General features: G+C 72.6%; 16 protein-coding genes. 7 read left to right on the top strand and 9 right to left on the bottom strand.

What is annotated here, in order from left to right; all coding sequences use genetic code 11:
* Window positions 1-82 precede the first annotated feature (82 nt).
* From LUM46_RS02045 to LUM46_RS02035, 3 genes are all read right to left on the bottom strand, one after another.
* Window positions 83-2,278 (bottom strand): SpoIIE family protein phosphatase, encoded by a 2,196-nt coding sequence (locus LUM46_RS02045; RefSeq protein WP_274991947.1) that lies wholly within the window; start codon window positions 2,276-2,278, stop codon window positions 83-85.
* A 91-nt stretch (window positions 2,279-2,369) separates the two neighbouring features.
* Entirely contained in the window at window positions 2,370-5,399 is a 3,030-nt protein-coding gene (locus LUM46_RS02040; RefSeq protein WP_274991945.1) for a helix-turn-helix transcriptional regulator, read from the bottom strand.
* A 65-nt stretch (window positions 5,400-5,464) separates the two neighbouring features.
* Window positions 5,465-5,719, bottom strand: a complete 255-nt coding sequence (locus LUM46_RS02035; protein WP_274991943.1) for a hypothetical protein — start codon at window positions 5,717-5,719, stop codon at window positions 5,465-5,467.
* 318 nt (window positions 5,720-6,037) lie between these two features.
* On the opposite strand from LUM46_RS02035, the gene LUM46_RS02030 reads away from it, so the two are divergent.
* The 5 genes from LUM46_RS02030 (at window position 6,038) to LUM46_RS02010 (ending at window position 11,036) form a co-directional block, all read left to right on the top strand.
* Complete coding sequence (locus LUM46_RS02030; protein WP_274991941.1) at window positions 6,038-6,742, top strand: hypothetical protein; 705 nt, start codon at window positions 6,038-6,040, stop codon at window positions 6,740-6,742.
* A 163-nt stretch (window positions 6,743-6,905) separates the two neighbouring features.
* Window positions 6,906-7,274, top strand: a complete 369-nt coding sequence (locus tag LUM46_RS02025; RefSeq protein ID WP_274991939.1) for a YciI family protein — start codon at window positions 6,906-6,908, stop codon at window positions 7,272-7,274.
* The gene (locus LUM46_RS02020) at window positions 7,262-8,521 is read left to right on the top strand and encodes an RNA polymerase sigma factor (protein WP_274991937.1); all 1,260 of its coding nucleotides are present in this window, start codon (window positions 7,262-7,264) and stop codon (window positions 8,519-8,521) included. The genes LUM46_RS02025 and LUM46_RS02020 overlap by 13 nt, the downstream gene beginning before the upstream one ends.
* 120 nt (window positions 8,522-8,641) lie before the next feature.
* Window positions 8,642-8,827, top strand: a complete 186-nt coding sequence (locus LUM46_RS02015) for a hypothetical protein (protein WP_274991935.1) — start codon at window positions 8,642-8,644, stop codon at window positions 8,825-8,827.
* A gap of 124 nt (window positions 8,828-8,951) precedes the next feature.
* Complete coding sequence (locus tag LUM46_RS02010; protein WP_274991933.1) at window positions 8,952-11,036, top strand: penicillin-binding transpeptidase domain-containing protein; 2,085 nt, start codon at window positions 8,952-8,954, stop codon at window positions 11,034-11,036.
* 58 nt (window positions 11,037-11,094) lie between these two features.
* On the opposite strand, the gene LUM46_RS02005 is transcribed toward LUM46_RS02010, so the two are convergent.
* From LUM46_RS02005 to LUM46_RS01990, 4 genes are all read right to left on the bottom strand, one after another.
* Window positions 11,095-11,562, bottom strand: coding sequence for a hypothetical protein (locus LUM46_RS02005; protein WP_274991931.1), 468 nt, complete (start codon window positions 11,560-11,562; stop codon window positions 11,095-11,097).
* 239 nt (window positions 11,563-11,801) lie between these two features.
* Window positions 11,802-12,206 (bottom strand): SHOCT domain-containing protein, encoded by a 405-nt coding sequence (locus tag LUM46_RS02000; RefSeq protein ID WP_274991929.1) that lies wholly within the window; start codon window positions 12,204-12,206, stop codon window positions 11,802-11,804.
* A 222-nt stretch (window positions 12,207-12,428) separates the two neighbouring features.
* Window positions 12,429-13,115, bottom strand: a complete 687-nt coding sequence (locus LUM46_RS01995) for a response regulator (protein WP_274991926.1) — start codon at window positions 13,113-13,115, stop codon at window positions 12,429-12,431.
* Entirely contained in the window at window positions 13,112-14,491 is a 1,380-nt protein-coding gene (locus LUM46_RS01990) for a sensor histidine kinase (RefSeq protein WP_274991925.1), read from the bottom strand. Before LUM46_RS01990 ends, LUM46_RS01995 begins: the two co-directional genes overlap by 4 nt.
* 237 nt (window positions 14,492-14,728) lie before the next feature.
* Between LUM46_RS01990 and LUM46_RS01985 the strand changes: the two genes are divergently transcribed.
* Window positions 14,729-16,009: a DUF418 domain-containing protein gene (locus tag LUM46_RS01985; protein ID WP_274991924.1), complete on the top strand. Its 1,281-nt coding sequence runs from the start codon at window positions 14,729-14,731 to the stop codon at window positions 16,007-16,009.
* Between the two features lie 40 nt (window positions 16,010-16,049).
* Here LUM46_RS01985 and LUM46_RS01980 read toward each other — a convergent pair whose 3' ends face one another.
* Window positions 16,050-17,285 carry an amidohydrolase gene (locus LUM46_RS01980; RefSeq protein WP_274991922.1) on the bottom strand — a complete coding sequence of 412 codons (1,236 nt, stop codon included), beginning with the start codon at window positions 17,283-17,285 and terminating at the stop codon, window positions 16,050-16,052.
* 56 nt (window positions 17,286-17,341) lie between these two features.
* Entirely contained in the window at window positions 17,342-17,638 is a 297-nt protein-coding gene (locus LUM46_RS01975) for a DUF4287 domain-containing protein (protein ID WP_274991920.1), read from the bottom strand.
* 263 nt (window positions 17,639-17,901) lie between these two features.
* Here LUM46_RS01975 and LUM46_RS01970 point away from each other — a divergent pair, with 263 nt between their 5' ends.
* A complete protein-coding gene (locus LUM46_RS01970) occupies window positions 17,902-20,010 on the top strand; it encodes an NAD(+) synthase (protein ID WP_274991918.1) in 2,109 nt (702 codons plus the stop codon).
* The last annotated feature ends 37 nt before the right edge of the window (window positions 20,011-20,047 follow it).

The raw sequence follows: 20,047 nt of genomic DNA, 5'->3' as shown, positions 1-20,047 counted from the left end.
CACCGGCCGAAAATCACCCGGCAGAGCCGCTCGGAGCCGTTCCGATCCCCGTAGAGCCGCCGATCCAGCGATCCCGGCCGGTCTACCTCAGGTCGAGCTCGAACCACACGGTCTTGCCGGTCCGCCGGCTCTCCCGCTGCCCGGTCCGCCGCTGCGTGGTGCTGGACTCGCCGTGCCGGTCCACACCCCAGCGGGACGCGAGCCGCTCGAGGAACTGCACGCCCCGCCCGCCGAAGTCCGTGACCGTCGGGTCGCGGAGCTCGGGCTGCGCGGTCGAGGAGTCGCGCACCCCGACACGCAGGCGTCCCATGTCCACCTCGACGGTGGCGGTGAACGGCGCCTGCCCGTGGTCGACGGCGTTGGTCAGCACCTCCGACGTCAGCAGCATCACCGTGCGCCGCAGCGGCATCGGCACGCCGCAGCTCTCCAGGACGTCGTCGACCCAGATGCGGGCGGGGCCGACGTCGCACAGCGACGGGGCGAGCTTGCGTTCCGCGGTGGCGGGACGTCCGGGCGATGGCGGCCCCGACGGCGCTGCCGCCCGCACCCGCACGGCGAGCACGGCGACGTCGTCGCGCTGGTCGTCCGACGCGAGGCGGCGCACGAGCGTGACGGGCAGCGCGGCCGTGGCGGTGTCACCCAGCACGCCGAGCGTCTTCTGCAGGCGGTTCAGCCACTGGTCGGGTGTCGTACCGCGCTGCTCGGCGAGGCCGTCGGTGTAGAGCAGGAGCGTGTCGCCGGGGTGGAGGGCCGCGACATGGTCGGTGCGTTTGGCCGTCGGTCGCACGCCCAGCATCATGTCCGGCAGCACCGAGAGGCGCTCTACCGTCCCGTCCTCGCGCAGCACCAGCGGCGGGGGATGGCCGGCGGTGGACCACGTGAGCTGGTAGGCCCCCGCGACCCGCTCCAGCCGGGCCACCACGGCGGTCCCGCTGGCGAGCAGCCCCAGACCCGAGTTGGCCTTGTCGAGCAGGGTCAGGAGGGCCGACGGCGACTCGTCGTGGCTCCACGCGAACGCGCGCAGCAGGGACCGGAGCTGGCCCATCTTCGCCGCGGCGCGCATGTCGTGGCCGGTCACGTCGCCGATCATGAACATCGTCGCGTCGTCGTCCACGGCTACCGCGTCGTACCAGTCGCCACCGATCTGGTCGGAGCGCGTGGCGGGGGAGTACGTGGCTGCCATGTCGAGGTGCGGCACCTCGGGCAGGCGGCTGAGCATCGCCCGCTGCAGCGTCTTCGCCGACTCCCTGCGCTCCTCCAGGAGGCGCGCTCGTTCGAGTGCGTGCCCCGTGTAGTGCGCAAGGCCGGTCTGGAGCGCGTACGAGTCCTTGTCCGGCCCACGGTCCCGCTCCCACGCCAGCACGATGACGGCGACCACGGCACCGGCCGTCACCACCGGAAGGAAGGCCCGGGCCCCGACTCCCGGGTCGCAGAGGTCCCTGACCTCGGGGAAGGCGGAGAACAGCTCCTCGCCCGTCCGGAAGAACAGGGGACGTCCGGTGCGGGCCGCCTCCGCCAGCGGTCGCTGGTCGTCCAGCTTGGCCTGCCGCAGGCGCTGCGGGAACTGCGGCTCCGCGTGGACCAGCGACCGGTAGGTGATGCCCCGCCCGTCGGCGTCGGTCACGGCGAACGCGCAGTACCGTGCGCCGATCCCTGCGGTACCGACCTCGACGATCACCTCTTCGACCTGGTCCATGGTGTTGGCGTTCGCGAACGCCTCGCTCAGGGAGAGCAGGAACCTGCTCCGGCGGTTGGCCCGGACCGCCGTCTGCTGGATCCGGCGCGCCCGCTCCCGCTCGGCCCGGAGCCGTAGCTCGGCGGTGCAGGCTGCGGCCAGGTCGGCGAGGGAGGCCAGGTCGTCCTCGGACCACTCGCGGGGCTCGTCCACCACCGCGCACAGCGCGCCGACGGCTCGACCGCGGAGGTCGAAGACCGGGTAGCCGGCCATGGCGACCAGGCCCATCTCACGGACGAGATAGTTGTCGCGCAGGAGCGGGTCCAGGCGGGCGTCCGACGACACGACCGGCTCACCGCGCGTGGCGATCATGTTCGTGAGCGTGCCTGGATACTGCAGCAGGCGGTTCGACTGCATCGGCTCCGGCATACCGGAAGCGCCGGCGAGCACCTGGCCCTGCGGGACCACGAAGTAGACGACAGCGGCCGGCACCTTCAGGTGGCGGCGAACCAGGCGGGCGAACCGGTCAAAGGCCTCATCAGCAGTGGGAGCACCGAGACCGACGTGCTCGAGGTCTCGCAACGCCTGGAGGTCCGTCGGCATCTCCTCAGTATTGCGAGAGAAGGGCGTGTGCGCGACAGATGTACCGGATGTGTCCCTTTTGCGCCGGGCAGGTAGCCTGCCGCGTTCGTGGTCAGACTTCGAGCAGACCACGCTGGTGCGCGAGGCTCACCGCTTCCGCCCGCCCCGACGCGCCGAGCTTGGCGAGCAGGTTGGACACGTGCACGCTCACCGTCTTGGTGGAGATGAACAGCCGCTCGCCGATCTGCCGGTTCGACAGGCCCTGCGCGACGAGACCGAGCACCTCCTCCTCGCGGTCGGTCAGGGTCGACGCGGTGGCACGACGTACCCCGGGCAGGTCGAGCCGGGCCCGCCGGGCCAGCGCGCGGACGGCGTCGGCCAAGGGCCTGGCGCCCATGTCCTGCGCCTCCGAGAGCGCCTCGGCCGCCTCGACCTCGGCGGCCTCCCGCTCACCGGCCCCCAGCAGGGCCTCGGCCCAGCGATAGCGGGAACGCGCCACCTCGTAGCGGTAGCCGAAGTCGAAGGCGTTGACCGTGTCCTGCCACGCCGCGGCGGCCGTGCGCCACAGCTCGCCCGCCGCCGGTGCCTCGCCCTCGGTGCCCGTCGATCCCGGGACGTTGCCGACCACGGCGTGCAGGCGGGCGTTCTCCGCGGTCGCCCGCTGCAGCCAGGCTCGGCCCTCGGGCCCGAGCACACCGCCGCGGGGGCGGCCACGCTGTGCGGTCTCCCTCGCGATGGCGAGGAGCGAGTCTCCGCTGTCGATCCGGGCGGCTGCGCGAGACCCCACGGCTGTCGCCGCGGCAGATCCTGGCGCGCCGGCGCGCCCGGCGGACCGGTCGGCCTCCGCCGCGTCGGCCAGCGCGGCGATCGCCAGCGCGGACAGCCAGATCCGGCCGAGGAACACCTCGGTCCACACCTCGCCGAGGTGGTCGGTGATGCGTACGGCCAGCGCCGCGGCGTCGTCGTACCGGCCGGCCCAGGTCAAGGCGTCCACGAGGCTGCCGCCACCGATCAGGGCGATCTGGCCGTCGCTCTGCCAGTGGTCCAGGAGGGCCTCGCCGCGCGTGATCACGTCGTCGTCGCCGCGCGCGACCGCCGCGTACATCCGGGTCGCGTCCATGACGTGCCTGGCGGTGCTCGGCACGCCCGCACTGTTCCGCTCCGCGAGGTCACCGCGGAAGTAGAGCATGACCTCCTGCAGGATCCGGAGGTTGAGGGTGGGTGTGCTCCAGGCCAGTCCCAGCTCCTCCGCCCTGGTCAGCGCGTGCTGCACCCGCTGCTCGGCGGCCTCGAGCTCCCCCGCGTAGAAGCGGTTGGCCGCACCGCTGTACAGGGTGCGCATCTCGGTGAGCACGTCGCCGGCCTCGGCGGCGGCCGTCCGGGCCTCGTCGAGGAGTGCCGAGGCCCGGTCCGGGTCGGCGACGTCCAGCACCGCGAGGGTGGACAGTGCCCAGGCGAGCGCGCCGGACTGGCCCGTGGCACGCGCCTCCTCGATGGCACAGTCGGCATGCACGCGGGCGTCGTCGTCCTGGTCCACGATCATCGCGATCCGAGCGAGCAGGGCGTTGGTCCAGATCCGCTCCGGGCTGCGCTCCGGCAGGATCTCCAGGGCGGCCCGCAGGTCCGCGATCGCCGCTTCGACCTGGCCCGGTGTCTCGTCCCAGGTCGGCAGGTCGAGATAGCGGTGCACGAGCACGTGCTGGATGCCGGCGCGTCGCACGGGGTCGTCGACCCCGTCCACCGCGCGCCGGGTCAGCTTGACCGCGCGCACCGGGTCGCCCGCCCGCGCGGCGGCCTCGCCCGCGGACAGCGCGACAGCGACCCGGTCGCTGCCGATCCGCTCCTCGGCGTCCGGGACGGACTCCCAGAGGGCCAGCACCTGTTCCCAGTGCTTCAGCTCTTCCTCGGGAGCGAGCAGCCGGCGGGCGCGCAGGGCGGCGTCACGGGACGCGCTCAGGGCGGCGGGCAGATCGTGCCCCTCGAAGGCATGGTGCGCACGCTCGGCCGCGCTGCCGATCGGCATGCCGTCGGGCCCGTCCTGCTCGATCACCGCGAGGTAGGCGCGGTGTACCGCCGAGCGTTCGCCCGGCAGGAGGTCGGCGTAGAGGGCCTCGGCCAGCAGGGCGTGGCGGAACTCCAGGTGTGCCCCGGACACCACGAGGACCTGCTGGGTCACGGCCTCGCGCAGGGCGGTGTCGACGTCCAGCGCACCCCAGCGGGCGGCGGCGGACCGCAGCAGCTCCTCCCGCACACGGCGTCCGGCGACCGACGCGATGCGCAGCACCTGCTGCACCTCGGGGTCCAGCCGTTCGAGCCGGGTGCGGAGCACCTCGGTGAGCGTCCAGGGCAGGCCCGCCGAGGACGGCCCGGCATCCAGGAGCTCCTCGGCGAAGAAGGCGTTTCCCTCGGACCGGTCCAGCACCTCGGCGAAGCTCCCGGCCGCCAGGGGCCGGCCGGCGAGGGCGGTGGTGAACTCGCGCAGCTCCTTCTCGTCGAACGGCTGGAGATCCATCCGCTCGACGTGCTCCAGCCGGGACAGCTCGGCGAGCAGGGGGCGCAGCGGATGACGGCGGTCGACGTCGTCCGACCGGTACGTCACGACGATCAGGAGGTTCTCCGAACGAGCGCGGGCCGCGAGGAAGCGCAGCACGTCGCGCGTCGAGGCGTCGGCCCAGTGGGCGTCCTCGACCACCAGCACCAGTGGCCGCTCGGGCTCGCCCGCCACCGCGAGGCTGCGCACGATGCCCTCGAACAGCTGGAGCCGCTCGTCGTGGTCGGCGTCACCGCTGCTGCCGGGTTCCAGGAGCCGCCACAGCGCAGGCCGCTCGGCCACGAGCTCCGCCACCCGGGCGGCGGCATCCGGCCCCGCGGCCCCGGTCTGCAGCTGGGTCAGCGCGTCGGTGAACGCGAGGTACGGGATGCCGACCTGCCCCAGGTCGACGCAGTGCACGACGACGGCGCTCGCCCCCGCCTGCCCGGCCGCCTCGGCGACATGACTGATCAGCCGGGTCTTGCCCACGCCGGCGTCGCCGCCGACGAGCACGAGGCCGGGCCGGCCCGCGGAGGCGCGCCCTACCGCCAGCAGGAGGGAGGCAACCTGCTCCTGCCGGGAGACCAGGGGGACCGTCGTGGAGCGTCGCACCTGCACATCGTGCCACCGCTCACCGACAGTCCCCCCAGGCTTTTGCGCCCCGCCGCCCACCTCGATCACGCGAACAGGCCGCGACGTCCGGTGGACGCCGGGCGCATGCCCGCTATGCCCTCCCTGATCTGCTCGGCACGGTCGGCGCGCACCTGGCGTTCCGAGCGACGCTCGACCGTGCGCTCCGCCCGGCGCGCGGCCCGGCGCTCCGCCCGGCCGGCACGGTCCGCACCGCTCGTTCCTCGGCCGCCCCAGGCCTTCCTGGCCTCGGCCTGCCGGTACTCGATCTCCGCCTCGACGGCGGGTCCCCACAGCGACATGATTCCTCCGGATGTCCCCGGCGGGCCGTGCGCCCGTCCGGCTGATGAGGAAGACACTCGTCCTGAGGCCGGGCCCGCCGGATCGGGCGGTCGGGCAGTCCTGGCGGGCGGGCTACCTCAGACACGCGTCTGAGGTAGCCCTGATGCCGTCTGAGGTACCCCTGAGGTGGCCGGAGGCACAACGCCGAAGCAGCTCAGGACTCCGGGCGGGACCCTGCGACGCACTGGATTCAGTGGGTTCACAGGCTCTCTATTGCGATCTACGTCACACCGGACGCACACTGGAGCAAGTAGCGAACCCAATTCGGGGGTGGAATCGTGACCGGAACCGAAGCTGGAACGTACGACATCTTGCCCATGCTGGGTCGAGGAAAGCACCGCAACCCCAAGAAGGGCGCGTGCTTCATGGAGCTCGCATCCTTTCTCGCAGGCGAGAAGTGGAGCGACCACCCCGCCTGCACACACCCGCTGATCGCCATGCTGGCCCGTGCGGTGAACGACCTCACGGCGGACCACGCCCGTCCGCAGCTCGCTCCGCTCATCCCGTCGGTCATCGGCCTGACCAGCACCGACCCGCGCTGGGACGTGCGCATCGCGCTGCGTGCCGCGCAGACGGCGCTGCCCGTCTCGCCCGCCGACCGGCAGCAGACGCTGGCCGTGGCGATCCTCGGCTCCGAGCGCATGCTCGACGTCCTGGAGGACCGGCCCTCCGGCACGCTGGCACCGGAGAGCAAGGACGCGCTCGCGGCCGTGCCGAAGACGGCAGCCTGGGCGGAGCGCTTCTGCGCCGGCACGAGCGTGCGGCCCAAGCGGTTCGTCCGTGACGCCGCACCGAGCGTGGTCTCCACCGCGGTGCAGGGCATCTCGGAGGCCTTCGTGCCCGACGTCGACGCTCGGCTGCGCGACCTGCTCGCCGCCACGATCGACGATGCGCGCCGCTGGGCCGGCAACGCGGACGACGACGCCCGCTCGCTCGACCCGCTGGCCTGGGGTCCGGTGGTGAAGGCGGCACCGACCGCCTGACGAACAGGCTGAACAGGGGGAACGGGCCGGGGCGTACCAGGGGGTCGCCCCGGCCCGAGTCATGTCCCCGCGCCGTCTCCGGCGAGTTTCCCGAACCTGTCGATCGGGTGCCCGCGAGATCGTCACCCCGGTGTCAGACAGACATCGACCGGAGGACAGAACCATGCGCTACACGTTCCTGCTGCACTACCCGGAGATGACGGCCGACGAGCTCGGCGCCGGCCAGGAGGAGGGCCAGCGTGCCTTCCACGCCTACGCCACGGCGCTCGACCAGGCAGGGGTGCTCGTCTCGGCCGAGGTGCTGCAGCCGTCGTCGTCCAGCACGACCGTCGCCGTGCGCGACGGTGAGCTGCGGATCCAGGACGGCCCGTTCGCCGACACGAAGGAGCAGCTGGGCGGCACGTTCGTCGTCGACGTGCCTGACCTCGACGCCGCGCTGGCCTGGGCGCAGAAGGCGCCGTCGGTCCAGTGGGGCACCGTGGAGGTGCGCCCGTCGGCCACTCGCTTCGAGAACGGCGCGTGGACGCGCTGACCGGGCACCCGGACGTGCGGGCCGCCGCGGAAGCGGCGGCCCGCACGTCGTACGGCCGCCTGCTCGCCCTGCTCGCGGCCCGCGACGGCGACATCCAGCGGGCCGAGGACGCCCTCGCGGACGCGTTCGAGCGCGCCCTGCGGCACTGGCCCGAGGACGGGGTGCCGCACAACCCGGACGGCTGGCTCCTGACCGTGGCCCGCAACCGGATGCGGGACCTGTACCGCTCAGCCGCCCACCGCACCGCGGCCGGGACCGACACCGGACCCGAGCCCGGGGTCCCACCCGAGGACCCCGACCCGGGCCAGATCGGCGACCACCGCCTGGAGCTCATGTTCGTCTGCGCCCACCCCGCGGTCGAGGCAGGCATCCGTACACCGCTCATGCTGCAGACGGTGCTGGGCGTCGAGGCACGGGACATCGCGGCGGCGTTCGCCGTGCCGGCGCCCACGATGGCGCAGCGGCTGGTCCGGGCCAAGCGCCGCATCCGTGACGCGCGCATCCCGTTCCGCGTCCCCGCCCGCGACGAGGTGCCCGCGCGGCTGTCGCCGGTACTGGAGGCGGTGTACGGCGCGTACGCGATCGACTGGCGCGGAGCCGCGCCGGAGGTGCGCGGCTCGCTCACCGGCGACGCACTCACCCTCGCCCTGCTGCTCGCGCACCTGCTACCCGAGCCCGAGGTGCTCGGCCTGGCCGCGCTGCTCTGCTTCTCCGTCGCCCGCGCCGACGCCCGTGAGGCCGACGGCGCGTTCGTGCCCCTCGACGAGCAGGACGTCGCCCGCTGGGACGCCGGTCTGATCGAGCGCGGGGAGGCACTGCTCCGGCGCGCGCTCGCCGGCTCCGGTCCTGCGCCCGCCGGACCACCCGGCCGGTTCCGGCTCGAGGCCGCCGTCCAGTCCGCGCACTGCGCGCGGGCCCGCACCGGACGGACCGACTGGCCGGCGCTGCTCACCCTGCACCGGGCGCTGCTCCACGTTGCTCCGATGCTCGGGGGACGGGTGGCGCTCGCAGCGGTCCTCGGCAGGGTCGACGGTCCGGAGGCCGGGCTCGCCGAGCTGGACGAGGTCGCGGCGTCGGACCCGGCGTCGGGCAGGTTCCAGCCGTGGTGGGCCACGCGGGCCCACCTGCTGGCGGAGTCCGGTGCGGCGGCCGCCGCCCGCGTCGCCTACGCCAAGGCGCGTTCGCTCACCACCGACCCCGCCTTGCGGGTCTTTCTGGCCGACCGGGCGGCCGCCGTGGCCGGGTGAACTCTGTCGCCGCGGTCACAAATCTCGGGTCAGGGCCTCCCTACCAACGAAACGAGCTCCTGGTGCGTCCTGTCCGACTGAGGGCGCCTACCGCGAGGGGCCAAGGAACGGGGATCGACCATGACGACCAGCACAGCAGCGCTCACGGGCACCGATGTCGCCGCGAGCGAGCGTGACCTGCGGCGCATGGAGCTGCTCAACCGGCGCGAGCACAGGCTTCGTGCCGCCGGTCGTGCGGTGCCGGCGATCTCGTACCTCAAGCTCGCCACGCGCCCCCGTGACCGCTGGCGGTTCCCGGACGCGTGACGTCCCCGGGCGGGGCCGCAGATCCAGGGGGTTCGGCGGCCCCGCCCACTTTCACCAGGACCCACCCCATTTCACCCAGGAGATAACACGTGCCGATCATGGCCGGGCCCTTAGGCTCCAGGGCATGAGCGGACACTCTTCACCCCATGGACCTGCGGATGGTCATGCGCCGGTCCCGCCTCCGCCAGGTGGGTATGCAGAGGTCGGGTACGCGCAGGTGCCGCCGGCAGCCGGCCCACCGCCCACCGCGCCGGCGCCCCGGCGCACGGGCAGGCTGGCGCTGATCATCGGCACCGTCGTCGTCCTGCTGCTGGCGGTCGGGTTCGGCCTGTGGTTCCTGTTCCGGGAACCGCCGATCCCCGACCCCGAACCCGCCGCCGAGGAGCTCGCGGCAGCGCTCCAGGAGGGCACGCCCGCTGACTTCCCGCTCGCGATGGACACGTCGGCGTCGCCGGACGAGCAGTACGCCCAGGTGTTCGAGCAGCTCCTGACCGCCGTCGGCGAGGACTCCGGGACCGTGGCGGTCAAGAGCGTCACGCCGGTCCAGGAAGGTGACGGCGGTACCGCGACGGCCACCGCGACACTCGCCTGGACGTGGCCCGTCGCGACGACGGCCGCCTGGGAGTACGAGACCGTCGCCCAGCTGACCTATCCCGGTGCGACGGACGGTGAGGCCGGGGAGTGGGAGGCCGCCTGGAACACCGGCGTGATGGTACCGGGCCTGGAGCCGGGTGAGCGGCTCGCTGTCGAGCGCACCGAACCGGCGCGTGGCGAGATCGTCACGACCACGGGCGAGACGCTCGTGGGCCTCACGCCCGTGCACCACGTGGGCATCGACAAGACCCGTCCGGGCTGGGACACCGCTGCCGAGAAGCTCGGGAACGTGCTGGAGTTCGACAGGGCGACCACCGACGACATCGCCGCGCAGGTCGACTCGGCCGGGGAGAAGGCGTTCGTCGAGGTCATCACGATCCGCGACAACGACCCCGAGTACGACTTCCAGGCCGCCATGGCGATCGACGGCGTCGTCGGGATCCCCGACGAGCTGCCGCTCGCGAGGGACCGCGACTTCGCGCGGCCCCTCCTCGGGTCGGTGGGTGAGGCCACCGCGGAGATCGTCGAGGAGTCGGAGGGCACCATCAAGCCCGGCGACATGGTCGGGCTCTCCGGCCTGCAGGCCGCCCACGACGAGCAGCTCCGCGGGGTGCCGGGCCTGGCCGTGACCATCAAGCCCACCGAGGGCGGTGAGGACCGCGAGGCGTTCACCATCGAGAAGAAGGACGGCGAGCCGGTGGCGATCACTCTCGACCCGGAGACGCAGCTCCGGGCCGAGGCAGCGCTGGCCGACCTCGACAACCTGGCGAGCGCCATCGTCGCGATCAAGCCGTCGACCGGTGAGGTGGTCGCGGCGGCGTCGGGCCCGGGCTCCGAGGGGTACAGCACCGCGACGCTGGGGCAGTACCCGCCGGGGTCCACGTTCAAGATCGCGACGTCCCTCGCGATGCTTCGCTCGGGCATCACGCCGGAGACCCCGCTGCCCTGCACGGCGACCATCAACGTCGAGGGCCGCCAGTTCCAGAACGTGCCCGGGTACCCCGAGTCCGCGATGGGTGACGCCGTGCCGTTCCGGACGGTGTTCGCCAACTCGTGCAACACGGGCTTCATCTCGCAGCACCAGGAGATCTCGCAGCAGCAGCTGCACGACGCCGCCGCGTCGCTCGGCCTGGGCGTCGACGCCACGGCCTTCGGTGCGGCGGCCGCGATGGGCGACGTCCCGACGGAGGCGGAGGGCACCGAGCACGCCGCGTCGATGATCGGCCAGGGTCAGGTGCTGGCCACGCCGCTCGCGATGGCGACCGTCGCGGCGAGCGTCTCCGCAGGTCACACGGTGTCACCGTGGCTGGTGGAGCCGACCGGCGAGGAGGCCGCCGACGAGGCGCCGGCGGGCGACCTGACGGCTGACGAGGCGGCCACGCTGCGCAGCCTGATGAACGGCGTGGTGCAGGAGGGCTCGGCGACCGCGCTGCAGGACGTGCCCGGGATCGCCGGCGCGAAGACGGGCACCGCTCAGTTCGGGGACGGGAACAAGGCCCACGTCTGGATGCTCGCGATCACGGACGACCTCGCGGCGGTCGTGTTCATCGAGGAGGGGGAGCTGGGCTCGACCACGGCCGGCCCGGTGATGCACGAGTTCCTCACGGGCAGGTAGCCGGCCGGTCCCCGGTCGGCTCGTCCAGATCCGACCAGCTCGACCGGGGATCGCCGGATCAGCCCGTGAAGCCGGCCTCGGTGCAGGCGGCCTTGTAGGACTTGACGGCCGCGGTGACCGCCTTCGGGCGGGCGATGGAGCCGTCGAGGGCCTGGTCGAACGGCGCGCGGACCGCCTCGAGGTGGGCGATGCTCACCTCGTCGGCCTTACCGATCAGCAGGCCGAGGGACTTGCTGATGGTGCTGAAGGCGCCGGTCCGCTCCTCGTCGAGCGGGGCCGCGACGGCCGGGGCGACATCGGTGATGTCCGAGACCAGCCGGGTGGAGAAGAAGGCGTTGCAGGACTCGACCAGGTCGTACTCGCCCGTGCTGACGGGAGCCTCGACGACGGGCGACGGGGCGCTCTGCGCCACCTCCTCGCCCGAAGGCGTGAAGTCGCTGGCCATGTCCTCGAGGGCCGCGCATCCGGACAGCAGGAGTGCGCAGGAGACCAGTGCGGCGGTCACCCAGTTCTTGCTGGTGCTCACGATCTACTTCCCTCACGTCATCGGGTCAGAAAAGTGCGTTCGGTCGCACTCGACCGCGAGTCTAGCGTCCCGGCCGCAACAGAAGACCAATCGTTGCCGTACGACGAGAAGGCTCCGAGCCTCGTACCGCCCGGATCGGCCGGGCGTGCCCCGGACGCCCCGGTCACCGAGGTGACCGGGGCGTCCGGGGCCTGCTCCGACGGCTGCACCAGGAGCCGAGCGGTGACCGTCAGCGGCCGTCAGCGGTCGCCGTCGGCCGGCGGCTGGTCCTGCGACGTCGTGGCGGCGGGCGGAGCGTCGGTCGCCGTCGGGCCGGTGCTCGTACCGGCGGCCGGGTGAGCGGTCGGGTACGGGTCCGCCGAGCGGAGCACGGTGAGGCGCGAACGGTACTCGGCCTCGTCGATCTCCCCGCGGGCGAAGCGGGTGCCCAGCAGCGTCACCGGGTCGGTGCCGGCGGCGGAGTGCGCCGCCCAGGGACCGCCCCAGCCGGCACGCGGCCCACGCCGGGCTCGCCGCGCGATCAGGATGATCACCGTGAGGAACAGCAGGAACCAGAGCAGGGGCAAGATGAAGAAGAACGGGCCGGGTCCGCCCCAGCCGTAGTGCGGCCCGTCGGCGAGGACCTCCGTCGTCGCGGTGAGCATGTCGACCTCCAGCATTCGGTTCGGCCGGTCGTTCCGGCTACGGCACCAGGCTGTCGCCGTCCGACGCCGGGGTCGTCACCCCCGCGTACCTGCTCCCCTACACCCGTGGTGCCGCCCGTCGCGGTGCGGTGTCAGCGGCCCCCACCCTGCGCTGCACCTCCGGCCCAGTTCTGCTTGTTCCGGCTGGGCCTGCGGTTCCGCTCCGGGCGGGTGCCTCGTTCCTCAGCCCCCACCCTGCGCTGCGCCTCCGGCCCAGCCGGGGCGGACGAGGCCCGCCTCGTACGCGAGCACCACGAGCTGCGCGCGGTCGCGCGAGCGAGTCTTCATCAGCACCCGGGAGACGTGCGTCTTCACCGTCGACTCCGAGAGGTACAGCCTGCGGGCGATCTCGTCGTTCGCCAGCCCGCCCGCCACCTCGACGAGTACCTCACGTTCGCGCGGGGTGAGCTCGGCGAGCGCGGGCACCGGCCGGACCGCGCGCGTCGCCTCCGCCACCTTGGCCAGCAGCCGCCGGGTCACGGTGGGTGACAGGAGCGCGTTGCCCGACGCCGCCACCCGCACCGCCCGCACCAGCTCCGCCGGCTCGGTGTCCTTGACGAGGAAGCCGGAGGCGCCCGCGCGGATGGCCTCGGTGACGTATTCGTCGAGCTCGAACGTCGTCACCACGACCACGTGCACGCCCGCCGCCCGGGGCTCGGCGATGATCCGCCGTGTCGCCTCGAGCCCGTCCAGGCCCGGCATCCGGATGTCCATGAGCACCACCTGGGGGAGGTGCTCGAGAGTGAGCGCCACGGCCTCGCTGCCGGTGGCGGCCTGGGCGACGACGCGCATGTCGTCCTCGGAGTCGATCAGCGCGCGGAACCCGCCGCGTACCAGGGCCTGGTCATCGGCGAGCAGGACGTCGATCATGCGGGTTCTCCGGTCTCGGTCGGTGCTGTCTCGCTCCTCGTGCCCGCCTGCCTCGGCGCCGGCAGCGTAGCCCGGACCTCCCAGCCGGTGCCGTCCGGGCGTGGGCCGGCGGTGAGCGTGCCGCCGGAGCCCTCGACCCGTTCGCGCATCCCGAGGAGCCCGTAGCCGGGCTCGACCGGCCCGCCCGCCGGGACGCCGTCGTCGGTCACGACGACCTCGACGCCCTCGCCCCGGGTGACCCGCAGGGTCACGCGGCGGGCCGACGGCGCGTGCCTGCGCACGTTGGTCAGCGACTCCTGCACCACGCGGTGCACGACGCCGGCTACGTGGTCGGGCAGGTCGTCGACGTCGGCGGCGAGCTCGACGGTGACGTCGAGGCCGTCGGCCCGCGCCTGGTCGGCCAGGTCCCGGAGCCCGGTGAGGTCCCAGGTGGGGGCGAGCGGGGCGGCGGCGTCGGGCAGCGCGTCCAGGGCGGGTGGGGAGGCGCCCTCGCGGACGATGCCCAGCACCGTGCGGACCTCCGCGAGGGCGTCCTTGCTGGTGTCACGGATGTTGGTCAGCGCCTCGCGGGCCTGCCCGGGATTCTTCTCGAGCAGGTGGAGGCCCACTCCGGCCTGGACGTTGATGGCCGACAGGGAGTGGGCGAGGACGTCGTGCAGCTCGCGGGCGATACGGAGGCGTTCCGAGGCGACGGCGGTGCGTTCCCGCTCCGCGGCCGTCGCCTGCGCCGCGGCCCGCGTTGCCACGCGTCGTGTGATCCGGTCCCGCGCGGCGCTCGCCATCAGCAGCACGACGGCGAGCCACGCGGCCGCCGCGATCAGAGCCGACGGGGTGAGGAACCAGGCGCTGTCCCCGCCGCTCCACCTCGGACCGCCGGAGCCCGGCCCCCAGTCGTCGTGCGGCCACTGCGGCCGCTCGACCACCAGCTGCTCGACGCGCGGTGCGATCAGCGAGGCCGCGGCGCCGATGCCCCCGGCGAGCAGGGCGGCGCCCGACCACGCGATCAGCCGGGCCCTGCGCATCTCGCCGCTGAGCATGACTGCGGCGAGCACGGCGAGCGGGCCGAGGAACACCGGTCCCCACGGGAACCCGAGCAGCAGGAACGTGACGGTCGCCGCGACCGAGAGCACTGTGGCGAGCGCCGGCCGTAGCGGCAGGAGAAAGAGCAGCGCCGCGGGCGAGACCAGCAGGAGGAGGAACCCGACGAGGCCGGGTTCCGCAGCCCAGGTCTGACCGTGCGCGGCACCGATCGAGCCCAGGTTGGTGGCGAGAACGGTGGCGACAGCGACGAACACGCGGGGCCGCGCGCGGTCGAACGGACCGGGGGCGTGCGGGTCGGTAGGGACGTCGCTCGTGGGACGGGGGGTGCCCAGCATGCTCGCACGCTACGCCGCGCCGCTCCCGAACGCCTCGGCCTCCGGTACCACCTCACCCGGCACCGGGGTGCCCGCCCGAGCAAGGTTCTACCGACCATCTGAGGTTCTGGCGGCCCGGAGAACCGCGGTGGGTACCGCAGACCGGAGGCGAGGTCGGGGGGTCTGCACTACCGCTTTGTGCACCCGGTGCTCCCTAGGCTCGCAACGACAACCAGCGCCCGTACCTGAGGAGTCCCTGTGACCACCGCACCCCCAGCCGCCGTCGCCGGGCCGCCTCGAACGCCAAGGCCGATCACCAGGTCCGAGCGCTCGCTCGCCCCCGACATCGCCCGGGGCGGGATGCTCCTGTTCATCGCGCTCGCCAACGTCCCGCTCTACCTGTGGGGCAGGGAGTCCGACGCCTACGGCCACCTCTCCGGCCTCGGCACCGCCGACCACATCGGACTGTTCTTCGAGCAGCTCATCGTGGCCGAGCGCTCCCGTCCGATGTTCGCCGTCCTCTTCGGCTTCGGCATGGCCGTCATGGCCTCGCGCATGTTCACGCGGGGCATGGAGGTCAAGGACGTCCGCACGGTGATGCGGCGCCGCTCCTGGTGGCTCGTGGCCTTCGGCCTGGTCCACGCCACCTTCCTGTTCGACGGCGACATCCTCGCCCGCTACGGCGCCACCGCGCTCGTCGCCCTGTTCTTCCTGCACCTCTCCACACCCGCCCTGAAGCGCTGGCTGATCTGGAGCTCGGTGTACGTGCTCGTGATCACGGTGCCGGTGATGAGCTGGGTCACCGCGAGCGAGGGTGGCGAGTCGCCGGCCCCCGCCGAGCTGCACCCGTACCTGGAGCAGCTCGCCTTCGGGCCGCTCTCCTCGCTCATCAACATGGCCGGGGCGCTCGTCCTGGCGGAGTTCATCCCGATGATCCTCGTCGGCATCCTGCTCCAACGCTCAGGCTGGCTCGACCGCCCCGAGGAGCACCTGCGCCGACTCAAGCTCGTGTTCCTCACCGGCATGGCCGTGAACCTCGCCAGCTCGCTGCCGGTCGCCCTCATCGGCCTCGGCGTGTGGGACCCGGCGGGAGGGACCCACACGGTCGCGGTCGGGCTGACCCTCCTGGGTGGCATGTACGCCGGCATCGGGTACATCTGCGGCTTCGCGCTCCTCGCCCACAAGCTCCGCGGCTACGGACGCCGCGGCGTGCCGGGAGCACTCGCGGCAGTCGGCGAGCGCTCGCTCACCTGCTACCTGCTGCAGTCGATCATCATGGCGCCGCTGCTCACCGCCTGGGGCTTCGGCCTCGGTGACGACATGGGCTACCTGACGGCGTTCGGGTTCGCGTTCGGGACCTGGGTGCTCACCGTCGTCGTCGCGGTCCTGCTCGACAAGGCGGGCAAGCGCGGGCCGTTCGAAGTCCTGCTGCGCCGACTCACCTACGGACCCAGGCTGCTGGATGAGGGGGCCGGACCGCCCGGTGGGGCGGTCGGCAGAACGTCAGGTGATCGGCATTCCGGGGTACCGACCACCTGACGTTCTGCCGACCATGCGACGTTCTGCCGACCGCGTGGGGTCAGGCGAAGCGGGTTGAGCGTTCCAGGACGCGGCCGGCTCCGCGGCCGGCTTCCGCGGCGGGGTCCCAGGTGTAGACCTCGGTGCCTGTGATGAAGACGCGCTCGGCGCGCGCCGTCGTGTCGAGCGGGTCGCCGGACCAGAGCACGACGTCGCCGTCGAGCCCTTCCTTGATGGCGCCCACCCGGTCGTCCAGGCCGAGGAACGACGCCGGGTTGGTGGTGATCGCGGCCAGGGCCGTGGCCCAGGGCAGGCCGTCGCGCAGGGCGAAGGTCGCCTGGTGCACCAGGAAGTTGATCGGGATGACGGGGTGGTCGGTGGTGATCGCGACACGGACGCCGGCGTCGGCCATCTTGACCAGGTTGAGGATCGAGCGGTCGCGCAGCTCGACCTTGGAGCGGGACGTGAACATGGGGCCGTAGATGACCGGGATGTCCTTCTCGGCGAGGACGTCGGCGACCTTGTGACCCTCGGTACCGTGGTTGATGACGAGGCGGTAGCCGAACTCCTCGGAGAGCCGGATCGCCGTCGCGATGTCGTCGGCGCGGTGGGTGTGCTGGTCCCAGGCGAGCTCGCCGGCCAGGACGCGGGCCAGGGTCTCCTTGGCGAGGTCGCGCTCGAACGGCTTGCCCTCGGCCGCCGCGGCGTCACGCCTGGCGATGTAGTTCTGGGCGTCGACGAACGCCTTGCGGATCACCGCGGCGACGCCCAGGCGGGTCGACGGCAGCTGCTTCTTGTCCCCGTAGACGCGCTTCGGGTTCTCGCCGAGCGCGCTCTTGACCGACACCGAGTCGCTGAGGACCTGCTCGTCGACGGTACGGCCGCCCCAGGTCTTGATCGCGACGGTCTGGCCGCCGATCGGGTTGCCCGACCCCGGCTTGATGACCGCCGTCGTCACGCCGCCGGCGAGAGCGTCACGGAAGCCCTCCTCGTCGATGTGGATGGCGTCGAGGGCGCGCAGCGCGGAACCGTCAGGATCGGTCATCTCGTTGGTGTCGTTGCCGGCCCAGCCCTCGCCCTCCTCGTGCACACCGAGGTGGCCGTGGGCCTCGACGAACCCCGGCAGGAGCCACCGGCCCTGCGCGTCGATGGTCCGGATGCCGTCCGGGACGGCCACGTCCGGCCCGACGGCGGTGATGACGCCGTCCTCGATGAGGACCGTCCCGTGCTCGATCGCCTCGGTGGCGACGGGGACGACGTGGGCGTTGACGATGGCGATGGTGGAGCGGGTTGTCATGGGTACATCATTACCCGAGGTAACGAGGCGTCAGGACACCCGGCCCGGCCGGCCACTCAGCCGGACGCCGCCGGGTTGGTCGCCTTGCCGTCGAGCCAGAGGGTGTCGGACTCGTCGCGGTGCGTCCCGGCCGTGCCCACGTGCTTGGTGCTGATCTGCGGGCCCTTGGTGATGACGTGGACCATCGCCATGCCGTGCCCGCGGCCCAGACCGTAGTCCTCCTTGAGCCACTCGAGGATCGGACCGGCCTTGGTGGACGCGTCGAACCCACGCTCCTCCGCGAGCCTGATGAGCTCGCGCGGGGTGTGGCCGGTCTTGGTCTCGACGGCGTCGAGATAGGCCTGGAATGACATGGAGACTCCCTTTCACATGGACGTGCGGTACCGGCGGGCACCGCGTTCTGGCAGGACAGACGCCGCCCGACGGCGGATCTCATCGGTCGTCGCGCGGGCTGCCGCACAGCGCTCGGCCGGACGGCTCAGGCGTCGGAGGCAGCGATGAAGTAGTCGGTGAGGATCCCCATGGCCGGAAAGGATGCCAGCCACCACTGACATCGACGGTGCACGAGCTCGTGCGACGACGGGCACCCTGCGCCCGCATCCATAGACTCGAACCCGTGGACTTCTACAACGCCTACGCCCACGGGTTCGCCCGGGTCGCGGCCTGCACCATCCCCGTCGCCGTCGCCGATCCCGCGGCCAACGCCGCGATGGTGGTCGAGCAGGCGCGCCAGCTGCACGACGACGGCGTCGCCGTCGCGGTGTTCCCCGAGCTCTGCCTGAGCGGTTATGCGATCGACGACCTGCACATGCAGGACACGCTGCTGGAGGCCGTGCTCGACGCGCTCGCCGACATCCGGCAGGCCAGCCTCGACCTGACGACGATGCTCGTCGTCGGGGCACCGCTCCTCGTGGGCAGCCGCCTGCTGAACACCGCCGTCGTCGTGCACAGGGGCCGGATCCTCGGCATCGCGCCCAAGTCCTACCTGCCGAACTACCGCGAGTTCTACGAGAAGCGGCAGTTCGCGCCCGGCGACGAGCACCGCGGCACCCTCACCCTGCTCGGCGAGGAGGTGCCGATCGGCGCGGACCTGATCTTCCGGGCCGACGACGTGCGCGGGCTCACCATCCACGTCGAGGTCTGCGAGGACATGTGGGTGCCGGTGCCGCCGAGCGCGCTCGCGGCGCTCGCGGGCGCGACGGTGCTGCTGAACCTTTCGGCGAGCCCCGTCACCGTGGCCCGCGCCGAGGACCGCCGCCTGATCGTGCGCAGCGGGAGCTACCGCTGCAACGCCGCCTACGTCTACACGGCAGCGGGCCAGGGCGAGTCCAGCACCGACCTGTCCTGGGACGGGCAGACCATGGTCTACGAGGCGGGGGACCTGCTCGGCGAGACCGAGCGGTTCCCGGACGGCGCACGTGCCACCGTGGTCGACGTCGACCTGGACCGCCTGCGCCAGGAACGGCTCCGGCAGGGCACCTTCGACGACAACCGGCGTGGACTGGGGATGGTCGCGACCGGGGCCGCGACCGGCTCGACCACCGGGAGCGGCTCGGTCGGCGGAGGTGAGGTCGGCGGCTTCCGGGAGATCACGTTCAGCGTCCGGCCACCGCAGGGCGACATCGGCCTGCGCCGCAAGGTGGACCGCTTCCCGTTCGTGCCCGACGACGCCGACCGCCTCGCCCAGGACTGCTACGAGGCGTACAACATCCAGGTCACCGGCCTCGAGCAGCGCCTCCGCGCGATCGGCCAGCCGAAGATCATGATCGGTGTCAGCGGCGGGCTGGACTCGACGCACGCGTTGATCGTCGCGGCCAAGGCCATGGACCGGCTCGGCCGGCCCCGCACCGACATCCATGCGTTCACGATGCCGGGCTTCGCGACCAGCGAGGAGACCAAGGACCGCGCGATCCGGCTCGCCGAGGCGCTGGGCGTGACTTTCCAGGAGCTCGACATCCGGCCCGCCGCCGAGCAGATGCTGCGCGACCTGGACCACCCGTACGCCGACGGGACCAAGCAGTACGACGTGACCTTCGAGAACGTCCAGGCCGGTCTGCGCTACGACTACCTGTTCCGGCTCGCGAACCACCGCGGCGGGATCGTGCTCGGCACGGGCGACCTCTCCGAGCTCGCGCTCGGCTGGTGCACGTACGGCGTGGGCGATCAGATGTCGCACTACGCGGTGAACACCGGCGTGCCGAAGACCCTGATCCAGCACCTCATCCGGTGGACGATCGACAGCGGCCAGTTCGCGCCGGAGAAGGACAGCCCGGTCAACGCGGTCCTGTCCGAGATCCTCGAGCAGGAGATCACTCCCGAGCTGATCCCCACCGAGGAGGGCGAGACGCCGCAGTCCACCGAGGCGACCGTCGGCCCGTACGCCCTGCAGGACTTCACGCTGTTCCACGTGCTGCGGCGCGGCTACCGGCCGTCCAAGATCGCGTTCCTGGCCTGGCACGCGTGGCACGCGGTGGACGACGGCGAGTGGCCGCCCGGGTTCCCGTCGTCGGGCCGCACGCAGTACGACCTGGCGACGATCCGGCGCTGGCTCGACGTGTTCGTGCGCCGCTTCTTCGCCTCGCAGTTCAAGCGGTCGGCCCTGCCCAACGGCCCGAAGGTGTCCCCGGGCGGCACGATGTCGCCGCGCGGCGACTGGCGGATGCCGTCGGACGCGACGTCGGCGGCCTGGCTGGCAGAGCTGGAGAACAACGTCCCGAGAGCGTGATCGGGCCGGGTCGCGGGCGCGGTCGTCACGCTCGTGG

Source organism: Promicromonospora iranensis (assembly GCF_028994805.1).
Lineage (GTDB): Bacteria > Actinomycetota > Actinomycetes > Actinomycetales > Cellulomonadaceae > Promicromonospora > Promicromonospora iranensis.
This window is presented reverse-complemented; position numbering and strand designations above follow the sequence as displayed.

Coding starts and splice junctions, on each gene's coding strand:
- LUM46_RS02045 (WP_274991947.1), bottom strand. CDS start 2,278: ATGCCGACGGACCTCCAGGCGTTGCGAGACCTCGAGCACGTCGGTCTC.
- LUM46_RS02035 (WP_274991943.1), bottom strand. CDS start 5,719: ATGTCGCTGTGGGGACCCGCCGTCGAGGCGGAGATCGAGTACCGGCAG.
- LUM46_RS02025 (WP_274991939.1), top strand. CDS start 6,906: ATGCGCTACACGTTCCTGCTGCACTACCCGGAGATGACGGCCGACGAG.
- LUM46_RS02015 (WP_274991935.1), top strand. CDS start 8,642: ATGACGACCAGCACAGCAGCGCTCACGGGCACCGATGTCGCCGCGAGC.
- LUM46_RS02010 (WP_274991933.1), top strand. CDS start 8,952: ATGAGCGGACACTCTTCACCCCATGGACCTGCGGATGGTCATGCGCCG.
- LUM46_RS02000 (WP_274991929.1), bottom strand. CDS start 12,206: ATGCTCACCGCGACGACGGAGGTCCTCGCCGACGGGCCGCACTACGGC.
- LUM46_RS01995 (WP_274991926.1), bottom strand. CDS start 13,115: ATGATCGACGTCCTGCTCGCCGATGACCAGGCCCTGGTACGCGGCGGG.
- LUM46_RS01990 (WP_274991925.1), bottom strand. CDS start 14,491: ATGCTGGGCACCCCCCGTCCCACGAGCGACGTCCCTACCGACCCGCAC.
- LUM46_RS01980 (WP_274991922.1), bottom strand. CDS start 17,285: ATGACAACCCGCTCCACCATCGCCATCGTCAACGCCCACGTCGTCCCC.
- LUM46_RS01975 (WP_274991920.1), bottom strand. CDS start 17,638: ATGTCATTCCAGGCCTATCTCGACGCCGTCGAGACCAAGACCGGCCAC.